The following is a 22,452-nucleotide window of genomic DNA, read 5'->3' as shown; positions in this document are numbered from 1 at the left end:
GCATTCGAAAGGCAGCCCGATGCAGCTCATCACAGGAATCAGCGAACTCGTCACCAATGCGCAGCCGGCCGGCGCGGCGACCACGCCGACGGGGGCGTCATCCGTAAATGGTCCCACCGCCGAGGTGGGGGCGCTGGGCGTCATCACCGACGCGGCGATCATCATCGACGGCGATCACATCGCGTGGTCGGGTCCGGCGGCAGAGGCCGAAGATGCGGTCGCCGCCCTGCGCGCGGGCACCGTCTCCGGCGCTTGCGATGCATCCGGCGCCAATGCGACGCCCCGGGCCGATGTGGCGACGATCAGCGACGATGACATCGTCAACGGCGAAGTCACCTCGGTGGGTGAACTCGCCGCCGTCGAGACCGTCGACCTGGGCGGGAAAGCCGTCATCCCGGGCTTCGTCGACAGCCACAATCACCTCATCTTCGCCGGCGACCGGTCCGAGGAGTTCGCCGCCCGCATGGCGGGGCAGAAGTACTCGGCCGGTGGCATCGCGACCACGGTCGCCGCGACCCGGGCCGCGAGCGAGGAGGAGCTCGAAGCCAACCTCGTCCACCTCCTGAACCAGGCCAGGCGGCAGGGCACCACGACCTTCGAGATCAAGTCCGGGTACGGGCTGAGCCTCGACGATGAGATCCAGGCGCTGGACATCATCAACCGGTACACCGAGGAGTCGACTCTCATCGCCGCCCACGTGGTGCCGCCTGAGTACAAGGAGAACCCGGAGGCCTACGTCGACCTCGTCATCGAGGAGATCATCCCGGCGGCGGCCGGCAAGGCGAAGTGGATCGACGTGTTCTGTGAGAAGGGCGCCTTCACCGAGGAGCAGACCCGCCGCATCATCGACGCCGGCAAGGCTGCGGGCATGAAGCCGCGGCTGCACGCCAACCAGCTCACCGACGGGGGAGCCCTCAAGCTCGGCGCGGAACTCGGCTGCGTCTCCGTCGACCATGCGACTTTCGCCTCGGATTCCGACCTTGCGGCACTGGCCGCAGCCGGTACCGTGGTCACCCTGCTGCCGAGCATCGAATTCTCCACCCGTCAGCCCTACCCGGACGCTCGACGCTATGTCGAGGCCGGAGTGACGACGGCGATCGCCACGGACTGCAACCCGGGCTCGGGGTTCTCCAACAGCGTCCCCTTCGCCATCGCCATCGGCGTGCGCGATATGCACTTCACCGTCGAACAGGCTGTGTGGGCGGCGACCGCCGGCGGCGCTCATGCCCTGCAGCGGGCCGATGTCGGCCACCTCGGTGCGGGTGCGCGAGCGGATCTGGCGATCCTCGACGCACCGAGCTACCGGCACCTGGCCTACCGGCCGGGAGTCCAGCTCGTCGGACGCGTCTACTCCGGCGGCGACCTCGTCGTCGACAACCGACCACAAGCTTGATGCGGGGCAGGGCGTCCTGGCGGCCTCTTCGCGGCCACATCGTCTGATCTCGCCACACGAACGTACGAATCTCTCAACCGAAAGGCACACGATGTCAGTCTTCATCGATCTCGATCCCGATACCCTCACCTTCGCCCAGGTGGTCGACGTTGCCCGCCACGACGCGAAGGTCTCTCTGTCAGAGACCACGCTGGCCCGGGTGAACAAGTACCGCGAGGCCATCGACGCCCTCGCCTCCGCGCCGAAGCCCGTCTACGGCGTGTCCACCGGTTTCGGTGCGCTGGCCCAGCGCCACATTCCCGCAGAACTGCGCACCCAGCTCCAGAAATCGCTCATCCGCTCCCACGCGGCCGGAGTCGGCGACCCTGTCGAACGCGAGGTCGTCCGCGCCCTCATGCTGCTGCGCGCCCGAACCCTGGCGACCGGTCGGGCGGGAGTCCGCGCCGAGGTGCTCCAGACCTATGTCGACCTGCTCAATGCCGGCATCACCCCCGTCGTCCACGAATACGGTTCGCTCGGCTGCTCGGGTGACCTCGCGCCTCTGTCCGCATGCGCGCTCGTCGTCATGGGCGAAGGCGTGGCCGAAGGCCCCGACGGAGTCGCCGGCCCCGCCGACGAGATCCTCGCCACGGCAGGCATCACCCCGGTGACCCTCGCCGAGAAGGAAGGCCTCGCGCTGGTCAACGGCACCGACGGCATGCTCGGCATGCTCATCATGGCCCTGACCGATCTGGAGAACCTGCTCACCGCCGTCGACGTCTCCGCAGCCATGAGCATCGAGGGACTCTTCGGCACCGACGCGGTCTTCGCCCCCGAACTCCACTACGCCCTGCGCCCCCACGACGGGCAGGCAGCGGCGGCGGCGAACATGCTCGCCGCGCTCAAGGACTCGGGCATCACCGCCAGCCACCGCGAATCGACCCATCTCGTCCAGGACGCCTACTCGATGCGTTGCGCCCCACAGGTCAACGGCGCCGCCCGCGATGCCGTGTCCTTTGCGACCGGGGTCGCCGAACGCGAACTCCGCGCGGCCATCGACAACCCCGTCGTGCTCACCAACGGCATGGTCTCCTCGAACGGCAACTTCCACGGCGCACCCTTGGCCCATGCGCTCGACTTCCTCGCGATCGTCGCCGCCGATGTCGCCTCGATGTCCGAACGCCGCACCGACCGGATGATGGACGTCGCCCGCAACCAGGACCTCACCCCGTTCCTCGCCGACGATGCCGGCGTCGACTCCGGGCTGATGATCGCCCACTACACGCAGGCCGCAATGGTCTCCGAAGCAAAGCGCGGAGCGACTCCGGCCTCGGTGGATTCGATCCCGTCCTCGGCCATGCAGGAGGACCACGTGTCGATGGGCTGGTCGGCCGCCCGGAAGCTGCGCAAGGTCGTCGACAACCTCGCCTCCGTCATCGGCATCGAGCTCTACGCGGCCTCCCGCGCCTGCGATATGCGCGAGGCCGCTCCGGCACCCGTCACCGGTGCCGTGATCGCGAAGATCCGCGAGACCGTGCCCGGTCCCGGACCCGACCGGTTCCTCTCTCCCGAGCTCGCCGAGACGATCGCCAAGGTCAAGGACGGCTCACTGGTCGCCGCCGCCGAGGCGGTCGCACCCCTGCAGCACACCGTGACCGCTGCCGCCGGCACCTGGCTGCCCGAGGGCGGATCGCCGGCCGTCAACGACCCCGAATTCACGGCCCTGGGCAACCTCGACGCAGCCGCCGAGGCCTCCGGCACCGATGCGGCCACGACGCACCGGGACGAGGCGAACTGAGATGAGCGACGTCGTCTCACTGCTGGCCCAGATCGAGCACACCGGTCGTGACACCCGCGGCCCCGGCTACCAGCGGCCCGGGTTCTCCTCGACCGAACGTGAGCTGCGCGAGTGGTTCCTCGCCGAGGCGGCCCGCCGCGGCCTCGACACCGAGATCGACGGCAACGGCATCACCTGGGCGTGGGCGACCCCGCCCGGGGACAACGCCGTGGTCACCGGTTCCCACCTGGACTCCGTGCCCGGCGGCGGTGCCTTCGACGGACCGCTCGGAGTCGCCTCGGCGCTTGCGGCCTTCGATGAGCTCAAGGCATCGGGAGCACTTGAACGGGCCACCCGGCCGCTGGCACTCGCAGTCTTTCCCGAAGAGGAGGGCTCGCGCTTCGGCGTCGCCTGCCTGGGATCGCGGCTGATCACCGGCGCCATCGAGGTGGACCGGGCGCTCGGCCTCAAGGATGCGAACGGCGACACCTTCGCCGACGTCGCCCGTGGCTATGGCCTCGATCCGGAACGGATCGGGCGGGACCAGTCTCGGCTGGCCGGAATCGGTTCATTCATCGAACTCCATGTCGAACAGGGCATCGGACTGATCAACACCGATCAGGCCGTGGCCATCGGCTCCTCGATCATCGGTCACGGCCGCTGGCACTTCGCGTTCTCCGGTCAGGGCAACCATGCCGGGACCACTCCGATGAGTCACCGCGCGGACCCGGTGGTCGCAGCCTCCCGAGTGATCGGTGACATTCCAACCCTAGCGGCCGCCACTGACGCGAGCGCCGTGGCCACCGTGGGACGGACACTCATCCACCCGGGCGGAACGAACGTCATCGCCTCGGGCATGAGCTTCTGGCTCGACATCCGCCATTCCGACGATGCCGTGGTCCAGCAGGTGCTCGATGCGATTTCGGCACGTGCGCGCGAGCATGCCGACGGCACCGGCGTGGAGATCTCCATCTCCCGGGAGTCGTACTCGCCGACGACACACTTCACCAAAGAGCTCAATGATCGCCTGACCTCCGTGCTGCCGAACGCGCCCCTGCTGCCCTCGGGTGCCGGACACGATGCGGGCATCCTCGCCCCGCACGTACCCTCGGCGATGCTCTACGTCCGCAACCCGACCGGCGTCTCCCACGCCCCCGAAGAGGCCTGCGAGGATGACGACCAGCGAGCCGGAGTCGCCGCACTCGTCCGTGTCCTCGTAGGGGAACTCGGGGTGGCATCATGAGCACCCGTTTCTGGTGCGAATCTGCCTGGGTCGACGGAGCCGTGGCCACCGGGGTGCTACTCACCGCCGATGACACCGGCACTCTGACCTCGGTGGAGACCGGCATCGACGCTGCACCCTCCGGCGCCGAGGTGGTGCCCGGGTTCACGCTTCCCGGCGGAGTCAACGCGCATTCCCACGCCTTCCACCGCATCCTGCGCGGTCGCACCCACGGTGACGGCGGAACCTTCTGGACCTGGCGCGAGGTCATGTATTCGGTGGCTGCGAAGCTCAGCCCCGAAAGCTATGAAACGGTGGTTAGAGCGGTCTTCGCGGAGATGCTCGCCGGCGGCTACACCTCGGTGGGCGAGTTCCACTACGTCCACCACGCACCCGACGGAACGCCCTACGGTGCGCAGGACGAGTCCGGCGCGGACGCGGAACGTCCCCGCGGGGACGTCTCTGTACCGGCGAAGTCCCGCGCACACGCGATGGAACGGGCGCTGGCACGGGCGGCCGCCTCGGCAGGGATCCGCATCCGGCTCCTCGACACCTGCTACCTCACCGGGGGCATCGACACCGAGCTCTCGGCCGAGCAGGCACGCTTCGGCGATGGGGCCATCGACGGATACATGGACCGGCACGCGGACCTGACCGAGGCCTTCGCCGCCGAGTTCCCCGTCGGTTCCCCAGGTGAGAGCTTCGTCCACGTGGGAGCGGCGATCCATTCGATCCGCGCGGTCCCGGCGGCGAATCTGCCTCGCTTCGCCGAACTCGACGGGCCCGTGCACGTGCACCTGTCCGAGCAGCCGGCGGAGAACGACGCCTGCCAGGCCGCCTATGGGACGACGCCGACGCAGGTGCTTGCACGCTCCGGCGTAGTCACCGCCGATCTCTCGGCCGTCCACGCCACCCATCTCAGCGCCGAGGACATTGCGAGCTTGGGTGGGGCCGGAACGAGCATCGTGATGTGTCCGTGCACCGAGGCCGACCTCGCCGATGGGATCGGTCCGGCCCGGGAACTCGCCGACGCCGGGGCGACGATCGCGATCGGCTCCGACCAGCACGTCGTCCTCGATGCGATGCGCGAGACCCAGGGTCTGGAGGCCGGGGAGCGCCTGCGCTCAGGTCAGCGCGGTCGCTTCTCACCGGCCGAGCTCATCGCCTCACTGACCACGGGAGGGGCGCGCAGCCTCGAACTGCCGGTGGGGGAGCTCGCAGTCGGGAAGGCCTGTGACTTCGTGGCGCTGTCGACCGAGAGCATGCGCACCTTCGGATCGGTGGGGGAGCAGATCATCCTCACCGCCACCTCGGCGGACGTGTCGCTGACGGTCAGCGGCGGACGGGTGCGGGTGCGCGACGGTGTGCACACCGAACTCGGCGAGATCTCCGAGCTCTACCGGGACGCGTTCGCGGCCCTCGGGATGGCGCCGAGGTCGTCCGCCGAGGCGGAAGGCTGAGCCATGGCTGAGGTTCCGGCACTGCGGCGTTCGATCGCGATCCTTCGGCATCTGGCCTCGTCGAATCGCGCGATCTCCGCCGGTGCCCTGGTCAGGGCCTTGGAGATTCCCCGTTCGAGTGCCTACGAACTGCTGTCCGTGCTCGAGGAGCTCGGGCTCGTCGCGAGGATCGAATCCGGGTACGTGCTCGGGTCGGGCGTGCATGAGCTGGGCAGCTCCTACCTGCGCACCAACCCCCTGCAGCGGCTGGCTCAGCCGATCGTCCGCCAGCTCGCCGACGACACCGCGGCCACCGCGCAGCTGGCGGTCATCCGCGGGTGGGAGACCGAGTACGTGCTCAAGGAGCAGTCCCTGAAGTCGGTCGCCGTCATCACCGCCACCGGCGTGCGGATCCCCAGCTACCTCACCGCCACGGGGCGGGCGATCCTTGCGAATCTGCCCAAGTCAGAGGTGCTCGCGATGTTCCAGTCCGAGTCGGGCTTCGTCACGCGCACAGGGCAGGGGCCGACGACGGTCAAGGCGCTCAACGCGATCCTCGCCCAGGACCGGCGATCCGGCTGGGCGATCGAGCACGGCGAGGTCACCCCTGGAATCTCGACGATCGCGGCGCCGGTCTACGATGTGCTCTCCCGCCCGATCGCCGCGATCGGAGTGTCGGTGGCCGGGGATGCGCCGAAGGAGGACATCGAACCGCTCGTGGAACGTGTTCTCGCCGCGGCCGCCGAGGTGACAGCGAAGCTGCGGTGAGGTGCGTCGACGCGCGGCCGGTCAGATCTGCAGTGTGAGCAGGTGGTAGCTCAAGGCCTTTCCATGTCCGTCGAGGCTCGGTGAGCCCGTGACCCCGCCACCGAGCATCCCCGAGAGTTCAAAGCTGAACGAATGCAGACCGGGCAGTTCGCTGCGTCGGACCGACTCGGCTGACAGACCGAAATGCTCTGCGACTCGAGCACCGGTGAGTTCTGCGTCCAGGAGGATGTAGGCCTCCTGGACATGGGCGATGACGCCGAGGATGAGTGTGTCTCCCTTGTCGCCGGTCCTCACCGTTGCGAGCTCGTCAATGGCAGTCATCGCACTCCTTCCGTCTGCGCGGCGTCGACGAAGTTGACTGAAGCCGACGGTTCGATGATCGTTCGAGGTACGCTGCATGATTTGACCGAGATGACGCTGTGCACTGACTTGCGCGCACCACCTCCTCCAGCGGGACCATTTGTGTAGAGAGCCTCGACCTCGTCACCGAAGATCGCCGCGCGGTTCTGGGACGGTGCGTGTCCGACGATCCTGAGCCGAACCTCGGCGGGAGTCTCGACCGCCAGCAGGCCCCGGAAGGCCGCGGCCATTCCGATGTATTCGGTGAAGATCTCGTGTGGATCGACGTCATAGAGGACCTCGAGGCGTCCACGGACGATCGATGCCGCCAGCTCGGCGCGCTCCCGTGACCGGAGCCCGCTGTAGGTGATCTGCCCTTCGCCCTGCCAGCCGGAATCATATCCGAGCGTGACCTTGAGGTCAGCGGGCCGCGGACCGCCGGTCCCACCGGATACGCGCACCCGGTCATCGCCCAGCTGTTCGAATCGCACCTGGCTGAAGTCGGCCGTGACGTCGGGAGTGATGTACGCCCCCGGGTCCGCAACCTCGTAGAGGAGCTGTTCCGTGCAGGTGCGGGTCGTCACCTCCCCGCCGGTCCCATCGAGTTTGCTGATGACCGCCTGTGCGTCGGCATCGACATCGGCGAATGGGAATCCCAGCGAGGCAAGACCGCTGACAGGCTTCGTCACCGGGTCGGCGAAGTAGCCGCCGGTCACCTGCCCGGCGCATTCCAGCAGGTGGCCGATCACCGTGGCGCGACCGATGAGATCAGCTTGTCGAAGATCCCAGTCGAAATGATGCGCCAGCGCACCGACGTACAGCGACGGGTCGGCGACCCGGCCCGTGATGACGATGTCAGCGCCCGAATCCAAAGCGCGCCGGATCGGCTCGCTGCCGAGATAGGCATTGGCCGAGATCAACTCACCCTCGGCCTCCGAGGTGGGCCGCCCGGTCTCCCACGTCACTGGATCCGAGTCTGCAACGATGCCGAGCACATCATCCCCGGTGATGTAGGCAACCGTCATGTTCACGCCTATACCGCGGATCGCCTCGGCGACGGCAGAGGCAGCAGCCTTCGGATTGGCTGCACCGCCATTCGTCACGATGCGCGTGCCGTAGGCTTCGCACCGGCGAGCGACCGAGACGATCCTGGCGACCAGAGTCGGATCGAAGCCGGTGCCGCCGGAGGCCCGCTCCCGCCGTTGAGCCGCGGCCACAGTGCGCTCCCCGAGAAGTTCGAAGACGAGGTAGTCGAGCTGACCGTATTCGGCGAGAGCGATCGCTGGATCGTGCCGGTCACCGGCAAAGCCGGCTCCGGCCCCGACCCGGGCGTGGCCAGTCGGCTTGGGAGACGACGAGAGCCCGGAGAGGCTCGAGAGGTTCAGACTGTCCACAGGGGAATCACTCCAGTCACGATTGCTGCAACGAGCATGATGATACTGACCAACCAGGCCCAGCCGATCAGGCCGAGGATGTGTTTTCCGATCGGAACGTTCGCGAGTCCGACGAGGAGGTAGAACGCACCGGTCAGGGGGCTGATGGGGAATCCGACGGTCTCCTGCCCGATCATCGACGCCTGGGCGAGGATGACGGGGTCGATGCCGTAGTTCGACCCGACGGCGGAGAGGACGGGGAGGACTCCGAAGTAGTAGGCATCGGGTCCGAAGAGCAGGCTCATCGGCACGCCGAGTACAGCGACGACGATCGGCAGCACCGGCATGATCCCCGCGGGTAGGACCTGCACAGCGGAGTCCGCCATGGCCTCGATCATCCCGCTCTCATCGAGGACGCCGAGGAGAACGCCAGCGGCGAGGAGGGTGCTGGCCATGAGCATGGCTGATTTCGCGCTGATGTCGAACTGTCGCGACTGATTCTCCAATCCGCGGAAGTTGATCATGAGGGCGATGATCGTCGCGGCGAGAAAGGCGATGGCCGGCGAGACGATGCCCCACATGAGAACGGCGAGAGTCGCGAGCAGGAGCAGACCATTGACCCACAGCGGAATGTTCCGGAAATCCTTCTCCGCACCAACCTCAGAGTCTCCTCCCGCGTCGGACTGAAGCTCACCGTCGGTCACCGTCTCGGTGACAGTATCGACCGACGCTGAGGAGGTGTAGTCGCTGCCAGTGCCAATGCCAGTGCCAGTCGAGTGTCCGACATGAGCATCGCTGTGCGCGTGGACCACCTCAGCGAATTCCGAGGGCTTGCCTTTGGCGATGCGTCGAGCTTCACGTGCGCCGAGGAACCACGCGACTCCCAGTGCGGCGATGATGCCGACGATCTGGGCGGGAATGAGCGGTGTCCACAGGAGGTTCGCATCGACGCCGACTGTTGCGGCCGCGCGTGCGGTCGGTCCACCCCAGGGCAGAATGTTCATCACCCCTGCTCCGAGCCCGACGCAGGCCGTGAGGGTCAGCCTGCTCATCCCGAGTCGCTGGTAGATCGGCAGCATGGCGGGAATGGTGATGAGGAAGGTCGTGGCACCCGCTCCATCGAGATGAGCCACGGTGGCCAGCAGCGTCGTCGCCACTGTGACAGCCTTCGGGGAGGAGCCGCCGAGGCGAACGATCCTCTGGACGATCGGGTCGAAGAAGCCGACATGACGGAGGATTCCGAAGAAGACAATCGCGAACACGAACATCACGACGACGTCGGCGACGCTCGTAATGCCGGCCAGTGCGAATTCACTGACTTCGGAAGGCGAATTGCCGAGGATCAGAGCCGCCACGATCGGGACTCCGGCGAGGGCGACGATTGGTGAGACCTTCTGCCAGAGGAGCAGAGCGAGGATCACCAGCATTGATACGTATCCAATGAGTGAAAGCACCATTGATTCCTTTCTCAGATATCGGAGTCTATGATTCCTCGACATCGAAGAGCACGTCCAATATCGATTCGCTCTACACTGATGACCTATGGTTATCAATCTGGCGATGTACCACCTGCGCACCGTCGAAGCTCTGCATCGGCTGCGCAGCTTCACCCTCGCCGCTGAGGATATGGAGATCAGCCAGCCCGCCGTGAGCCGAGCGTTGGCGGAAGTCGAACGACGTATCGGCGGTCGGCTGTTCGATCGGAGCACCCGGTCGGTGGTGCCGACCCATCTGGGAGACGAAATCTCCGCTCATGCCGCAATGGCGGTGGCTACCTACGATGAGGCACTCAACCGAATTGCCCGGCACATGAACGGCGATGACGGCGTCGTCCGGTTGGCCTGCCTGCCGTCGGTGACTGCGGCACTGCTGCCCGCGGTGATCTCCGACTTTCGACGCGACCTGCCGCAGGTTGGGTTGAAGATCCACGATGAGCCGCAGGAGAACGTCGCGGAGAAGATACTCAACGGCACTGTGGATCTGGGGATCCTGGCGTTCGATTCAACCATCCCGCCCGAGCTCGAGGTCGAAGAGGTGGCCTCGGACCGGCTTGTCGCCATCGTTCCGGCCGGTCATCCTTTCGCCAAGTGCGATGAACTCGCATGGAACGATTTCGCCCACGAGAAGTTCATCGCCTTCGACGCGGTAACGAGCATCGGCCCATTGGTCGGTCACGCCTTCGCCAAGCATGATGTCGCCGTCGAGACTGTGCAATCGGCGCGCAGCATCCCGGCGGTCGGCGGTCTCGTGTCAGCAGGTCTCGGCGTCTCCGTGGTGCCCGAGATGGTCGTTCCGCTGGTGAAATTCGAAGGCATCGAGAGCGTGCCGATCCTCCCTCCCATCGAACGGGCTCTGGTCGTCGTCCATCGCAAGCGGGGGCCTCTGCCTGCTGTGGTCGAGCGATTTCGGCAGCGTCTGCTGGCATAGCGCTGGGGCGGTCGCCGGTGGCCGCAATTGAGCGATGAGGCGGCTGCATCTCACAGGTAGGGCTGGGTGATGAGCTCGAGATACATGCCGGACGGGTCGAGGAAGTACACGCCGCGACCGCCGTGCTCCTCATTCGTTTCGTGCAGACGCGTCCGCTGCGGGTCGGCCCAGTAGTCGAGGCCGCGTTCGCCGAGGATCGTGACCGCACGATCGAAGTGCTCATCCGTGCAGAGGAACGCCATATGCACCGGCAGAATGTCGTATCCCGATGGGGGACTCGCAAACTGGAGCATGACCCCGTCCGAGAGCAGGACGTTGGCGAAGACACCCCACGAGGTGGTGTGTTCGGCCTCGAGGAGGTCGACGTAGAACTGTGCCGATTTGACCGGATCGGCCGCGGCGATGATGGTGTGGTTGAAGCGTGCTGACATGATGTCCTTTCGAAGAATGGTCCGCCGAGAGAGTTCTCGTTGAGGTGATCTCTTCGAAAGGGGCGGTCCGCGAATGAAGCATTCGCGTCCGCTGGGGCTCAACTGTCGGCCGGGTCACCGATCCGTGAGCGGCTGAAAGCCTGTCCGGTCATGGTCGACAGCGTAGCCGCATCAACCCGTCGCCACCACCCGCCGGCCGCAGGATTACACTGAGACCATGCGCAATTCCGGACTCAACTGGTGGTGGCTGCCTCAACTCGCAGCCGTCTGACGCATACCCGCGGGCTGCATGGCAGCCCGCGACACCTGTGGGATCTCTCCGTGCGACCCGTGCAATTCTCACCGCACGCACCGCACAAGGAGAACCACATGGATTCCTACACCGCCACACTCGAACGCATGCCGCAGATCCGCGCCGACGTCGAGGCGCGACCTCAGAGATTCCGGATGCTCACCGGAGAACGGCCCACCGGAATGCTCCACCTCGGCCACCTGTTCGGCTCGATCCTCGAACGGGTCAGCCTGCAGAATCGCGGGATCGAAACCTTCATCGTCCTTGCCGACTATCAGGTCATCACGGACAGGGCCACCTCGGCGGATGTGCGTGGGAACGTCCACCAGGCGATTCTCGACTATCTCGCCGCCGGGATCGACCCGGCGAAGACGACGATCTTCACACATTCAGCCATCCCCGCGCTCAACCAGCTGATGCTCCCCTTCCTCAGTCTCGTCACCGACAGCGAATTGCGCCGCAATCCCACGGTCAAGGCCGAACTCGACGCCTCCGACCGACCGCTCAGCGGTCTGCTGCTCACCTACCCCGTCCATCAGGCCGCGGACATCCTCTTCTGCAAGGGCGATCTGGTGCCCGTCGGCAAAGACAATCTGCCGCACGTTGAAATCACCCGCACGATCGCCCGGCGGTTCAACGATCGTTACGATCACGTCTTCCCGGAGCCCGAAGCGATGCTGACGACGACTCCTGAGCTGCCCGGACTCGACGGACGGAAGATGTCGAAGAGCTACGGCAATGCGATCTCCTTGGGAATGACCGCGGACGAGACGGCCGCGGTGATCCGCAAGACCCGAACCGATTCGGAGCGGCGGATCACCTTCGACCCGGCAACCCGCCCCGGAGTCTCGGCGCTGCTGACGACGGCGGCGCTGTGCGAGGGGAGCGAACCGGAGGCGATCGCCGAGGAGGTCGGAGATGCCGGGGCCGGCACACTCAAAGCCCGGACCAGCGAGGCAGTCAACGACTTCCTTGCGAGACATCGGGCGCGACGTCGGGAGTTGGAAGCCGACCCGGAAGCAGTTCGGAAGGTGCTCGCGGACGGAAACGACCGAGCCAACGCGATCGCCGAGGCGACTCTGGCCGAGGTGCGCGAGGCGATGGGGATGAGGTACTGAGAACCGCGAAGGCTCACGCGAGCGGTTTCACCGTCGCCGCAGCAGCACGGCCACCTCGAGGTGCTTCGTGTGGGGGAACATGTCGAACACGCGCGCCTGCTCCACCGTGTAGCTCGGCATCCGGTCGAGATCCTTGGCCAAGGTGAGCGGATTGCAGCTCGAATACACGATGTGATCGACACCGGAATCCTCGAGTGCGGTCGACAGTCGGGCCCCGATCCCTCGCCGAGGCGGATTGACGATCACGCAGTCCGGGCGAACGCCGGTGGCCAACTTCGCCTCGGCGAACTCCGTGGCATCGTCGGCGAGGAACTCGACGGAAGTCGTTGACCGGGCGTCATCGATGTGGTCGCGTGCTCCGACGCTAACTGCTCCGTCGGATTCGAACCCGCCGAGCCCCAGCTCGCCGGCGCTGACCTTCGCCGATTCGATCGCCTGCTCGGTCAGCTCGACCCCGGTGACCAGTCGTGATCGTCCACCGTGGACGTCGGCTCTGGTGACCGCACCCGGGCCGTGCGCGCTTCCGACCCCTCCCGCACAGTAGAGCGCAAACCCGCCGACCCCGCAGTAGAGGTCCCACAGCGTCGCCGGCGCAACCGTGTCCACCCAATCGGCGACCTGGTTGTAGAGGGCGATGGCCACCTCGGTGTTCGTCTGGAAGAAGGACTGCGGCCGCAGATGCAGATCGACCCGGTCGAGATTCATCCGCAGCGAATCGCCGTGCAGCACGATCTCGCGGCTGCCTTCGAGGGCGGCCTTGTGCTCGGGCAGCAGATTCACCGAGACCACGGTCGCCGCCGGGATCGCCGCGAGCAGTCGGGCACGCCGTGACTGCAGCACCTCGAGCCCGAACTGGGAGCGCACGACGAACCGAATCATCAGATCCCCCGACGGTGCGGCAGTGACGTGGACGAACTTCAGCTCACCTCGGCGAGCACCCACGTCATAGGGCTCGAGTCCGGTGTCATCGAGGAGCTCGGCAATGATCGGAATGACGGCGCGGATGGCCGGTGCTTGGATCCCGCATTCGCGCAGATCGACGCCGTGGAAGTCCTGGTCGAGAATGCCCAGCGTCACCGCACCGGCCTCGCCGCCGACGGCGAGCTTCGCGCGATTGCGGAAATCATGGTCAGGGCCGAACGCGGCGGGCAGCCAGGTAGCAGGGGCGCGGGCGGCGAGCACCTCGCGACACCACGCCTCCTTCTCGCTGATCTGCTGCCGATGCGGCGTCTCGAGGAGAGCGCAGGAGCGGCACAGCCCGGCAGTGAAATAGTGGCAGTCCAGGTGCCCGGAATCCGCCGAGGCGGGGGTGAGGGGCAACGTGGTCATGGGACCATTTTACTCGTTGACCGGAGGGGTCGCGGACCGTAGACTGGATAGGGCCAAATCGATTTGGCAAATGTGGTTCGCTCGAGTTCCGGCGAGGGTGGCAGGATTGCCCCCACAGGGGTCCGGCACCACAAGGACGCATCACCGAAGGACCGCACCACCGGATCCCCGATCGCAAAGGATGACATGACCGAGCTGCGTGACCTGCATCAGAGTCCGACTCTGCTCGCCCCCGAACAGGTCCTCCTGCCCGAAGGTCCGCAGCGCGACCACGCGGTCCTCGTCACCGAGGGGCGCATCGTCGCAGTCGGACCGCTCGCCGAGGTGACTGCGCGGGCCGAATCCGAGCAGGCCGAACCCGGCAGCCGCCCCCCGCGACCCACTGCCGGCTTCACCCGCATCGACCTGCCCGGACGACTCCTCATGCCCGGCTTCATCGACTCCCACCACCACCTCACGCAGTCCTTCGGCAAGTCCCTCGTCTTCGGCGAACCCTCGGAGATCTTCCAGCGCGTGTGGGTGCCGATGGAGTCGAACATGGACGCCGAGGCCATCGAGGTCGCCACCCGACTCGCCGCCTGGGAGTCTCTGCGCGGCGGCTTCACCACCGCTGCCGATGCCGGAACCCGAGCCAGCGTCGACGTCTCCGCGATCTCCGACGTCACCGCCGATGTCGGTCTGCGCTGCGTGCTCGGGGTGATCTGCAACGACCTCGGCGGAGGAGCGCGCACCGCAGACCTCGCCGAGGTGGTCACCGCCGCCGAACACCACCTGAACAGGTGGAATGCTGAGGAGCTCGTCCATCCCTCCCTGGCTGTCTCCATCCCCGAGGTCGCCTCCGACGAGGCACTCGTCGCGGTCACCTCGCTTGCCCGCGACGCCGGAGTGACCTTCCAGACTCACCTCAACGAACACCTCTCCGCCGTCGAACGCTCCCTCGTCGCGAACGGGGAACGGCCGCTGGAGCGGCTGCACCGCCTCGGCGCACTGGGCCCGGAACTCCTCGCAGCCCACGCCACACTGCTCACCCCGCGCGAGATCCGACTGCTGCAGGAATCCGGCGGCGCCGTCGCCTACAACCCGGTGGCCAGCTCATGGAAGGGCAACGCCGTGGCCCCGGCCCACCTCATGCACGAGCTCGGAATCCGCCTGGGCCTCGGCACCGACGGAACCCGCTCCGATGCCTTCCGCCTCCTCGACGCCGCCGAGACCGCCCAGCGTCTGACCGCGGGACTCACCGCCGGCGACTCCTCGAGCGGCGGCGGCTGGACCTGGCTCGAACAGGGTCTGCGCGGGGGAGCCGACGCCGTCGGACTGGCCGGCCAGATCGGCGAGATCACCGCCGGCGCCCATGCCGACCTGCTCGTCGTCGACATCGCGACCCCCGAGTTCGTTCCCTCCTGGGACCTTCCCTGGGAGCTGGTGCGCATCGCCAACCGGGATCAGATCGAAGCGGTCATCGTCGGCGGCAGGCTGCGTCTGGAGAACGGCTGGCCCATCGACTGGGACGGGTCCGCCTTCCTCGAACGTGCCCGCGAGGTCTCGACACGCGTGGTCGCGGACTCGCCGATCACTCGCATCGACCCGTCTGCGACGACGCACCGGGCGACGTGGATGGGCGAGCACCCTGAGAGCCACCTCGGTGGGCGCAGGGCATGACGCTCCTCGCCTTCTCCATCGTCGGCATCACCGTCCTGCTCTCCGCATTCGTGCAGGGGTCGACCGGGATGGGCTTCGCCATGATCACGGCCCCGGTGGTCAGCTTCATCGACCCCAGCCTGATCCCGGTGATGCTGCTGGTGCTGATGATCCCGCTCAACTTCTACGTCGCCGCCAGAGAACGCAAGGACATCGACTGGCACGGGGTGAAGTGGATCAGCGTCGGACGCTTCGCCGGCACCTTCTTCGGGCTCTGGATCCTCGTCATCGTCAACCTCCACCAGCTCTCCCTGCTCATCGGCTGGTCGACCCTCATCGCCGCGGTCATCGCCCTGCTGGCCCCGAAGTTCTCACCGAACCGCTCGGCGCTGACGATCGTCGGCCTCATCACCGGCGTCACCGAGACCTCCACCGGGGTGGGTGGGCCGCCCTACGCCCTGGCCTACCAGCACAGTCCCGGCCCGGAGCTGCGCTCCACGGTCGCGGTGTGCTTCCTCGTCGGCGAAGTCATCTCGATCATCGTGCTCGCCATCAGCGGCCAGGTGACCGGCCCGGTGCTGCTCTTCACGCTCACGATGCTTCCGTTCCTCGCCGTCGGATCGTTCCTCTCCCGCTACGTCCATCATCGCCTCGACGGACCGATGCTGCGCTACATCGTGCTCGGCTTCGCGATCGTCTCCGGGGCCGTCGTCATCGTCCAGGCCTGAATGCGGACCCCGCCGAGGCGGTTCCTCGGGATCGTGCGCGTGTGCCCGAATCTCTGCCCGGCCCGGGTCCGACCCGCCGATCCATTAGGCTGAATCCATGAGTTCACCGAGGGGTTCGCGTCGCGCCACCATCGCCGACGTGGCGCGGGAGGCCGGTGTCTCCCGCACGACGGTGTCCCACGCTCTCAACGGTCTCGGCAAGGTCAATGAGCAGACGCGCGACCGGGTCAGGACCGTGGCCGAGCGGCTGAACTACCGACCCAGCGTGCGCGCCCGAGGCCTGCGCTCCGGCCGCTCCCAGGCGCTGGCTCTGCTGTCCTCGATGCCGTCGGCCGTCTCGGCCGGACCGTCGCAGTTGGGCTTCTTCACGGAGCTGGCGATGGGGTGTGCGAGAACGGCCCTGCTCAAGGGCTACGTGTTCGTCCTCGCGCCCCCGGAGGCCGAAGCCAATCCGGTCGATCGACTCGACATCGACGGTGCCATCCTCCTCGAACCCGCCGCCGATGACCCCATCGCCGCCGCCCTGAACCAGCGCGGCATCCCCTTCGTCACGATCGACGGTCCCGCGAGCGACCGCAGCGTGGATCTCCATCATGAGCAGACAGCAGAGGTTCTGGTCGAGCACATGCTCGAGCGCGGCGCTGCGCGGCCCGGGCTGATCATCGGGACGAGTGAACGCAGGTCACAGCGCGCGGCCCGGGAGGTCTACCTGGACGCGGCGGCGAAGCATGGTTTCGACCCCGCCATCGCCGAGGCGGACGAGACCGACGGCGAAGACGCAGGCTACCGGGCGGCACAGACGCTTCTCACGGACCGTCCCGAGACCGACGCGCTCATCATTCCCATCGACACCTTCGCCACCGGTGCGGTGCGTGCCGGTACCGAGGCGGGGCGGGTCATCGGTCGGGATCTGCTCGTGGCCACCAGGTACGACGGTCTTCGCGCCCGGACCAGTGTTCCACCGCTGACCGCCGTCGACCTGGGCCTTGACGAGGTCTCCAGGCAGGCCGTCGAACGACTCCTGACGATCCTCGATGGAACAGATGAGCCCGACTCGAGCGAGTCGGAATCGACTGCACCGAGCCTGGTGATCAGGGAATCCACGGCAGGCCCGACGGCCTGAGCACGCAACGGCGCACCACCTCGGCGAGGTTCAGCCACCTCGGCGAGGCCGGCCACCTCGGCCATGACACCCGCCTCGGCGCACCACCTCGGCGCGGGTCAGATCCGGTAGTCGCCGGGACGCTGCGCCAAACCGCTGGGATCATCGATCGGGGTCCGACTCTTCGGGTGGCGGTTGCGTCTGCCCGTGTGGTGGAAGAGCAGGTTGAGCAGCACGGAGACGAATGCGGCCATGGCGACGCCGCTGCCGAGCAGGGAGGCGGCGTTGGGTGAGAGCTGGGAGTACATGCCGGGGATGAGCACCGGCAACAGCCCTGCCGCGAGGCCGACGGTGGCGGTGATGAGATTGCCGGTCTGGTTGAAATCGACCTTGGCGAGCATCTGGATGCCGAGCACGGCGATGATGGCGAACACCACCACCGCGGTCCCGCCGACCACGGCCGGCGGGATGCCGTTGAGGATCCTCGCCAGCGGGCTGATGCCGATGAGGATGAGGAGGACGCCGGCGAAGGCGGTGACGTAGCGGCTGCGGACTCCCGAGGCGCGGACGATGCCGACGTTCTCTCCGCTGGTCACCATCGCCGGAGTCCCGAAGAAGCCGCCGATGATCGTGGTCAGTCCATCGGCTCGGATCAGGCGGGGGACTGCGCGGCTGGGTTCGACCTTCTTCCCGACGATCTCGCCGTTGATGATCGTCTGGCCGGTGGCCTCGGCCATCGAGGCCAGGGCCCACAGGAGCATCGGAATGGCGGCGATGAGGTCGAATTTCGGGGCGCCGAAGGGGAAGAGCGTGGGGGCGGCGAGCAGTGGGCCGGCCGCCTGCGCGGAGAAGCTCGTGGCTCCCATGCAGGCGCCGACGATGGTCCCGCCGACGAGGCCGATGGCGATCGAGAGCTTGCCGAGCATGCCGCTGAGGAACCTGAATGCGAGCACCGTGATGATGATGGTGACCGCGCCCAGGAGCAGGTTCTGCGGGTCCCCGAAGTTCTCCGCATCCGCTTCGCCGACGATCAGCTTGCCGGTGACTTGGACGAGGTTGACGCCGATGACGATGACCATGATGCCGATGACCAGGGGCGGGAAGAATTTGAGGACCTTGACGAAGAGGGTGACCGCGAGGATGTAGAAAACGCCGGTCAGCAGCACCGCTCCCACGGCGGTTGCGAGGTCTGTGCCCTGGGCGATGGTGATGAACAGAATCGTCGCCGCGCCGCCCGGCAGCATGACGAACGGCAAGCGGACGCCGATCTTCCAGGCGCCGACCGATTGGAGGATCGATCCGAGGCCGGAGAAGACGAAGACCGCCGACAGCACCGCCGAGGTGACCTCCTCGGACAGGTCGAGCGCGGTGCCGATGAGGAAGACCGAGGAGATCGGAGTGGCGACCATGACGAGGACGTGCTGGATCGCGAACGGAATCAGGGTGTGCATCGGGCGGAGGCGGTCGACCGGGTGGACGTCCTCGGTGGGTTCGGGTGATGCGGTCACGGACCATTCTCCTCAGGCGGTGGTGGCTGTCGGCGTTGACAATACAGCGGCCAAATCGATTTGTTCAATCGTGCCCTGCGTCACAGTGACTGTCAAGGGTGAGTTCGCGGAATGGACATGACGTCGTCATCGTCCGGGCCTGAGCACGGACCTCGCCGAGGTGGTGCGTCAGGCGTTCTTCATCGCCTCGTAGGCGTCGAGGGCCTCGAGTCGGGATTCGCCGAGGTCGACGATCGGGGCGAGGCCTGCGCCGTCGCCATCGGTGTCCGTGCCGTCGCTTTGGGTGCCGTCACCGTCCGCACCGACTCCGTCACCGTCCGCACCATCGCCGTCCGAGCCGGCCCCGCGACCCCACTGCCGCACATACTCACCGTCGGGATCGAAGCGCTCGCGCTGGCGTTCGGGGTTGAAGATCCGGAAGAACGGCGAGGCGTCGGCGCCGCAGCCGGCCACCCACTGCCAGGACACCGGATTGTTCGCCTCGTCGGCGTCGACGAGGGTGTTCCAGAACCACTGCTCCCCGAGTTGCCAGGGCTGAAGCAGATTCTTCGTCAGCAGACTCGCGGTGACCATCCGCACCCGATTGTGCATCCATCCGGTCTCCCACAGCTGCCGCATGCCCGCGTCGACCAGGGCGATCCCGGTGCGCCCGCGCTGCCACGCCCGCAGCGTCTCGGGGTCACGCTGATAGGGGAAGCTCGCGAATTCGGACCGGATCGGCTGCCAGTCGAGATCGGGCAGATGGAAGGTCAGGTGCCATGAGAACTCCCGCCAGTACAGTTGCCGAACCCACGCCTCACGGTCGTCATCGGCGGCCTCGGCCATCGCCCCCACCTCGGCGAAGAGCTGCCGTGGAGAGATCTCTCCGAAGCGCAGTCGCGGCGACATCTGCGAGGTTCCTTCGGCTCGACCGGGAAGATCGCGTTCCGTTCCGTAGTCGGCGATGCCCGCGCCGAGGCTCTCGAGCGCTGCCTGGGCAGAGGTGCACCCGGGTGCCCAATGGCGGGCAAGGGTCGTCTCCCACCAGGCGGGTCTGGGGGACGCGGAGGTTCGGCTGTCGATCTCGGGGACGGCTCCGCTGGCAGGAACCGCGCGGTCGAGGAGGCCGAGGTCGGCCACCTCGGCGCTCAACATGTCGGCCCCGTGTTTCGCGCCGGCGGTGGACGGACGACCGTCTGGTGCGCGGTCGCCGGAAGCGCTGTCGTCCGGCGCGTGATCGGCGAGGACGCTGTCGATCCTCTCGCGCAGGTCCTTCCCGGGCTGCTGCGGTTCGACCCTCGGCAGCGGTGCCTCGACCGGCAACTCCCGGGCGGCCTTCCAGAATGGGGTGAAGACCTGATAATGATCGCTCGCCGAGGCGGGAGCGACCTGCCAGGGCTCGACGAGAAGGTGGCCGGGATGGCTGTGCGCCGCGATGCCGGCATCGTTCAACTCCGTCTTGATGCGGCTGTCGAGCTCACGCGAACGAGGGGCGTATCGGCGCGACCAGCGCACCGCTTCGGCGCCGAGGCTGCGGGCGAGAGTCGGAACGATGGTGGCCGCCTGACCTGCGGCGAAGAGGAGAGGGATGCCGAGTTCGGTCAGGGCGGAGTGCAGTTCCTGCAGGGATTCGTGGGCCCACCAGCTCGCGGCTTCGCCGAGCGGACGCGGGCCGAGACCGTCCTCGTCGCGGGACTCGCGGATCCATAGGGCGACGACATCGCCGTCGGCGCGCGCAGCGGTCAGCGCGGGGTGGTCGGTGACCCGCAGGTCATCGCGGAACCAGAGGAGAGTGATCTGCTCAGTGCTCATGACTGCAGTATGTCATTAGCCAGGCGAACGATCTCATTCGGGGAGGTGCCGATTGGTTGGGGTGCGAGGGTGCACCGCCGGTGGGGGAGTGCGTCTTTGGTGGGGGAGTGCCGCAGCCTGGGTGCCTTAAGGCGGGTGCCGCAGTCCGTGTGCCTCAGGCCGCGGCGAAGCTCATGGTGACGAAGACACCGAAGGAGACGAGGGGTGCGAGCACTGCCACCGCCGTGGCGATGATTCCCTGAGTGCGTCCGCGGGCCGTCACCGTCGCGATGATTCCGGTGATCAGACCGGCGATGCCGAGTCCGGTGAGCAGTCCCTGAAGCCCGAGGAGTCCGATCGACAGAGTCTGCATCCATTCGGGAATGTCGGTGAAGTAGTAGCCGGATGCCGCCTCGGCGGGGCCGACCGTGAGGGCGAGGACGATCGAAGCGACGAGTGAGACGCTCGCCGCGATGATCGAGAGGGTGAGGGCGACGACGCCGAGGCGAGGTGACTTCTCGACCAGTGGGTGTGTCTGCTGATGCAGCGCGGCCTGCTGCGGACTCGGCCCTCCATAATCGGAGTGCGGCTCCCCTCCAGGGGCGCTCGGCGCTCCAGTCGACCCGGGCTGTTGCGAGGCGAGTTCGTCATCGGTGGGCTGGGGGTACATGAAGTTCGGCGAGGTCATGTCTTCGACGCTAGTCGGCGCTGCACCCCCGATACATGCGGGTACCCGATGACCGGGGTCAGGAAATCCTCACCTTCGTCCCAGGTTCCCAGCCTAGGGCCTCGCCGCCCAGTCGCGGCCCACGGTCCCGTCTCAGGCTCGGGCGCAGCCTCACCCCTTGGCGGTATCCCCTTTGGTGGTAGCGAGCAGGAACCGCTTCTGCGTCACGGTGATCGGCCCTGATTTCGCGGCCAGGCGTTCAAGGGCGCCGAGGTTGTCCTTGACGGTGAATCCGGGCACGTCCCAGGGGATGTAGGCGAGGTATTCGAGCACCGCCTCGACGTCGGTGAACTTCATCGTTCCCTGCCAGCGGCGGGCGGCATCGATGGTGAGTCCGTATCGTTCGGCCTCGTCGATGCACAGGTCGAGCTGGATGTCGGAATCGGGCTCGCCGCCGAACCAGTCCCGGAACTCGGCCGCCTCGGTGCTGTCGACCTGTTGGGTGAGGAAGATGCCGCCGGGTGCGAGCACACGCACCACCTCGGCGATGTCATAGCTCTCATGACGATTCATCACGAGATCGAGTTCGCCGTCGTCCCATGGCAGGCGATCCCCGGCTTCGCTGTCGTACTCACTGACCTCGACGCCGAACTCCTTGAGCGCCGAGGTAGCCACCGGAAGGTTGTCCTCCCAGCCCTCGGTCGCGTGGATGAGCGGAATCGCATCGGAGTCGGAGCCCGTAGACGCGCGGAGTGCGCGAATGAGGCGGATCAGTCGTTCGCCGCCGCCGGTACCCATGTCGAGGCAGTTCGTCGACTCGAGCATGGCCCTGCGGCACAGCAGATCGAAGTCCCAGGGCGGGTCATCGGCGTGGAGGCGATCAGAGAGGGCAGAGAAGTCCCAGCCGGTCATCGCTGCGGTGTCGTGGATCCAGCTCCAGCGCGAGTGCCGTTCGGCCGGGGTCTCGGCGCGTGCGCGGCTGCTGTCGGCGAATTCGGGCATGAGCACACTCCTCCGTCTGGCGCGGCGGCCGCGGAGACGATGCCTGCGGACGTGTCCACTGAGGCAGCGGCCGGACCGTTGCTTCGAGCCTAACCCAGGCGCGCGGCCGAATGAAGGAGGAATCGCAGATTCGGTCGGCACGTCACGGAT

Annotated in this window: 19 protein-coding genes; 10 read left to right on the top strand and 9 right to left on the bottom strand. The window is 67.0% G+C overall.

What is annotated here, in order from left to right; genetic code table 11:
• Nucleotides 1–19 precede the first annotated feature (19 nt).
• The 5 genes from hutI (at nucleotide 20) to ACH82I_RS09165 (ending at nucleotide 6,578) form a co-directional block, all read left to right on the top strand.
• Nucleotides 20–1,393 carry an imidazolonepropionase gene (hutI, locus tag ACH82I_RS09185; protein ID WP_413332029.1) on the top strand — a complete coding sequence of 458 codons (1,374 nt, stop codon included), beginning with the start codon at nucleotides 20–22 and terminating at the stop codon, nucleotides 1,391–1,393.
• A gap of 91 nt (nucleotides 1,394–1,484) precedes the next feature.
• Entirely contained in the window at nucleotides 1,485–3,170 is a 1,686-nt protein-coding gene (gene hutH / locus ACH82I_RS09180) for a histidine ammonia-lyase (protein WP_413332027.1), read from the top strand.
• Between the two features lies 1 nt (nucleotide 3,171).
• Nucleotides 3,172–4,392: an allantoate amidohydrolase gene (locus ACH82I_RS09175; RefSeq protein ID WP_413332025.1), complete on the top strand. Its 1,221-nt coding sequence runs from the start codon at nucleotides 3,172–3,174 to the stop codon at nucleotides 4,390–4,392.
• Complete coding sequence (locus tag ACH82I_RS09170; RefSeq protein ID WP_413332023.1) at nucleotides 4,389–5,831, top strand: amidohydrolase family protein; 1,443 nt, start codon at nucleotides 4,389–4,391, stop codon at nucleotides 5,829–5,831. Before ACH82I_RS09175 ends, ACH82I_RS09170 begins: the two co-directional genes overlap by 4 nt.
• 3 nt (nucleotides 5,832–5,834) lie before the next feature.
• Nucleotides 5,835–6,578 (top strand): IclR family transcriptional regulator, encoded by a 744-nt coding sequence (locus ACH82I_RS09165; RefSeq protein WP_230748487.1) that lies wholly within the window; start codon nucleotides 5,835–5,837, stop codon nucleotides 6,576–6,578.
• Nucleotides 6,579–6,599: 21 nt separating this feature from the next.
• Here ACH82I_RS09165 and ACH82I_RS09160 read toward each other — a convergent pair whose 3' ends face one another.
• The 3 genes from ACH82I_RS09160 to ACH82I_RS09150 are packed head-to-tail and all read right to left on the bottom strand — an operon-like array spanning nucleotide 6,600 to nucleotide 9,747.
• Nucleotides 6,600–6,899: a hypothetical protein gene (locus tag ACH82I_RS09160; RefSeq protein ID WP_413332021.1), complete on the bottom strand. Its 300-nt coding sequence runs from the start codon at nucleotides 6,897–6,899 to the stop codon at nucleotides 6,600–6,602.
• Nucleotides 6,896–8,311 (bottom strand): acyclic terpene utilization AtuA family protein, encoded by a 1,416-nt coding sequence (locus ACH82I_RS09155; protein ID WP_413332019.1) that lies wholly within the window; start codon nucleotides 8,309–8,311, stop codon nucleotides 6,896–6,898. Before ACH82I_RS09155 ends, ACH82I_RS09160 begins: the two co-directional genes overlap by 4 nt.
• Nucleotides 8,299–9,747 carry a CitMHS family transporter gene (locus ACH82I_RS09150; RefSeq protein WP_413332017.1) on the bottom strand — a complete coding sequence of 483 codons (1,449 nt, stop codon included), beginning with the start codon at nucleotides 9,745–9,747 and terminating at the stop codon, nucleotides 8,299–8,301. Before ACH82I_RS09150 ends, ACH82I_RS09155 begins: the two co-directional genes overlap by 13 nt.
• An 85-nt stretch (nucleotides 9,748–9,832) precedes the next feature.
• Here ACH82I_RS09150 and ACH82I_RS09145 point away from each other — a divergent pair, with 85 nt between their 5' ends.
• On the top strand, nucleotides 9,833–10,717 hold the full coding sequence (locus ACH82I_RS09145; protein WP_413332015.1) for a LysR family transcriptional regulator: 885 nt from the start codon (nucleotides 9,833–9,835) through the stop codon (nucleotides 10,715–10,717).
• Between the two features lie 50 nt (nucleotides 10,718–10,767).
• Here the strand turns inward: ACH82I_RS09145 and ACH82I_RS09140 are convergent, their stop codons facing one another.
• On the bottom strand, nucleotides 10,768–11,148 hold the full coding sequence (locus tag ACH82I_RS09140; RefSeq protein ID WP_413332013.1) for a VOC family protein: 381 nt from the start codon (nucleotides 11,146–11,148) through the stop codon (nucleotides 10,768–10,770).
• Nucleotides 11,149–11,517: 369 nt separating this feature from the next.
• Here ACH82I_RS09140 and trpS point away from each other — a divergent pair, with 369 nt between their 5' ends.
• Nucleotides 11,518–12,558: a tryptophan--tRNA ligase gene (trpS, locus tag ACH82I_RS09135; protein ID WP_413332011.1), complete on the top strand. Its 1,041-nt coding sequence runs from the start codon at nucleotides 11,518–11,520 to the stop codon at nucleotides 12,556–12,558.
• Nucleotides 12,559–12,585: 27 nt separating this feature from the next.
• Here trpS and ACH82I_RS09130 read toward each other — a convergent pair whose 3' ends face one another.
• Nucleotides 12,586–13,887, bottom strand: coding sequence for a methyltransferase domain-containing protein (locus ACH82I_RS09130; protein ID WP_413332009.1), 1,302 nt, complete (start codon nucleotides 13,885–13,887; stop codon nucleotides 12,586–12,588).
• Nucleotides 13,888–14,073: 186 nt separating this feature from the next.
• Here ACH82I_RS09130 and ACH82I_RS09125 point away from each other — a divergent pair, with 186 nt between their 5' ends.
• From ACH82I_RS09125 to ACH82I_RS09115, 3 genes are all read left to right on the top strand, one after another.
• Nucleotides 14,074–15,546, top strand: a complete 1,473-nt coding sequence (locus tag ACH82I_RS09125) for an amidohydrolase family protein (RefSeq protein ID WP_413332007.1) — start codon at nucleotides 14,074–14,076, stop codon at nucleotides 15,544–15,546.
• Nucleotides 15,543–16,253: a sulfite exporter TauE/SafE family protein gene (locus tag ACH82I_RS09120; protein ID WP_413332006.1), complete on the top strand. Its 711-nt coding sequence runs from the start codon at nucleotides 15,543–15,545 to the stop codon at nucleotides 16,251–16,253. The genes ACH82I_RS09125 and ACH82I_RS09120 overlap by 4 nt, the downstream gene beginning before the upstream one ends.
• Before the next feature lie 97 nt (nucleotides 16,254–16,350).
• Nucleotides 16,351–17,376 carry a LacI family DNA-binding transcriptional regulator gene (locus ACH82I_RS09115; protein ID WP_230748481.1) on the top strand — a complete coding sequence of 342 codons (1,026 nt, stop codon included), beginning with the start codon at nucleotides 16,351–16,353 and terminating at the stop codon, nucleotides 17,374–17,376.
• A gap of 98 nt (nucleotides 17,377–17,474) precedes the next feature.
• On the opposite strand, the gene ACH82I_RS09110 is transcribed toward ACH82I_RS09115, so the two are convergent.
• The 4 genes from ACH82I_RS09110 to ACH82I_RS09095 all read right to left on the bottom strand — a co-directional run bounded on the left by ACH82I_RS09110 (nucleotide 17,475) and on the right by ACH82I_RS09095 (nucleotide 22,302).
• Complete coding sequence (locus tag ACH82I_RS09110; RefSeq protein WP_230748480.1) at nucleotides 17,475–18,863, bottom strand: uracil-xanthine permease family protein; 1,389 nt, start codon at nucleotides 18,861–18,863, stop codon at nucleotides 17,475–17,477.
• Between the two features lie 168 nt (nucleotides 18,864–19,031).
• Nucleotides 19,032–20,654, bottom strand: coding sequence for a cryptochrome/photolyase family protein (locus ACH82I_RS09105; RefSeq protein WP_413332003.1), 1,623 nt, complete (start codon nucleotides 20,652–20,654; stop codon nucleotides 19,032–19,034).
• A gap of 154 nt (nucleotides 20,655–20,808) precedes the next feature.
• A complete protein-coding gene (locus tag ACH82I_RS09100; RefSeq protein WP_413332000.1) occupies nucleotides 20,809–21,321 on the bottom strand; it encodes a hypothetical protein in 513 nt (170 codons plus the stop codon).
• Nucleotides 21,322–21,471: 150 nt separating this feature from the next.
• Nucleotides 21,472–22,302, bottom strand: a complete 831-nt coding sequence (locus tag ACH82I_RS09095; protein ID WP_413331998.1) for a class I SAM-dependent methyltransferase — start codon at nucleotides 22,300–22,302, stop codon at nucleotides 21,472–21,474.
• Between the last annotated feature and the right edge of the window lie 150 nt (nucleotides 22,303–22,452).

Origin of the sequence: Brevibacterium sp. GP-SGM9 (assembly GCF_047300845.1) — a bacterium.
Classification (GTDB): Bacteria; Actinomycetota; Actinomycetes; order Actinomycetales; family Brevibacteriaceae; genus Brevibacterium.
Note: the sequence above shows the minus strand (reverse complement) of the source record. Positions and strands in the feature narration are given on the sequence as shown.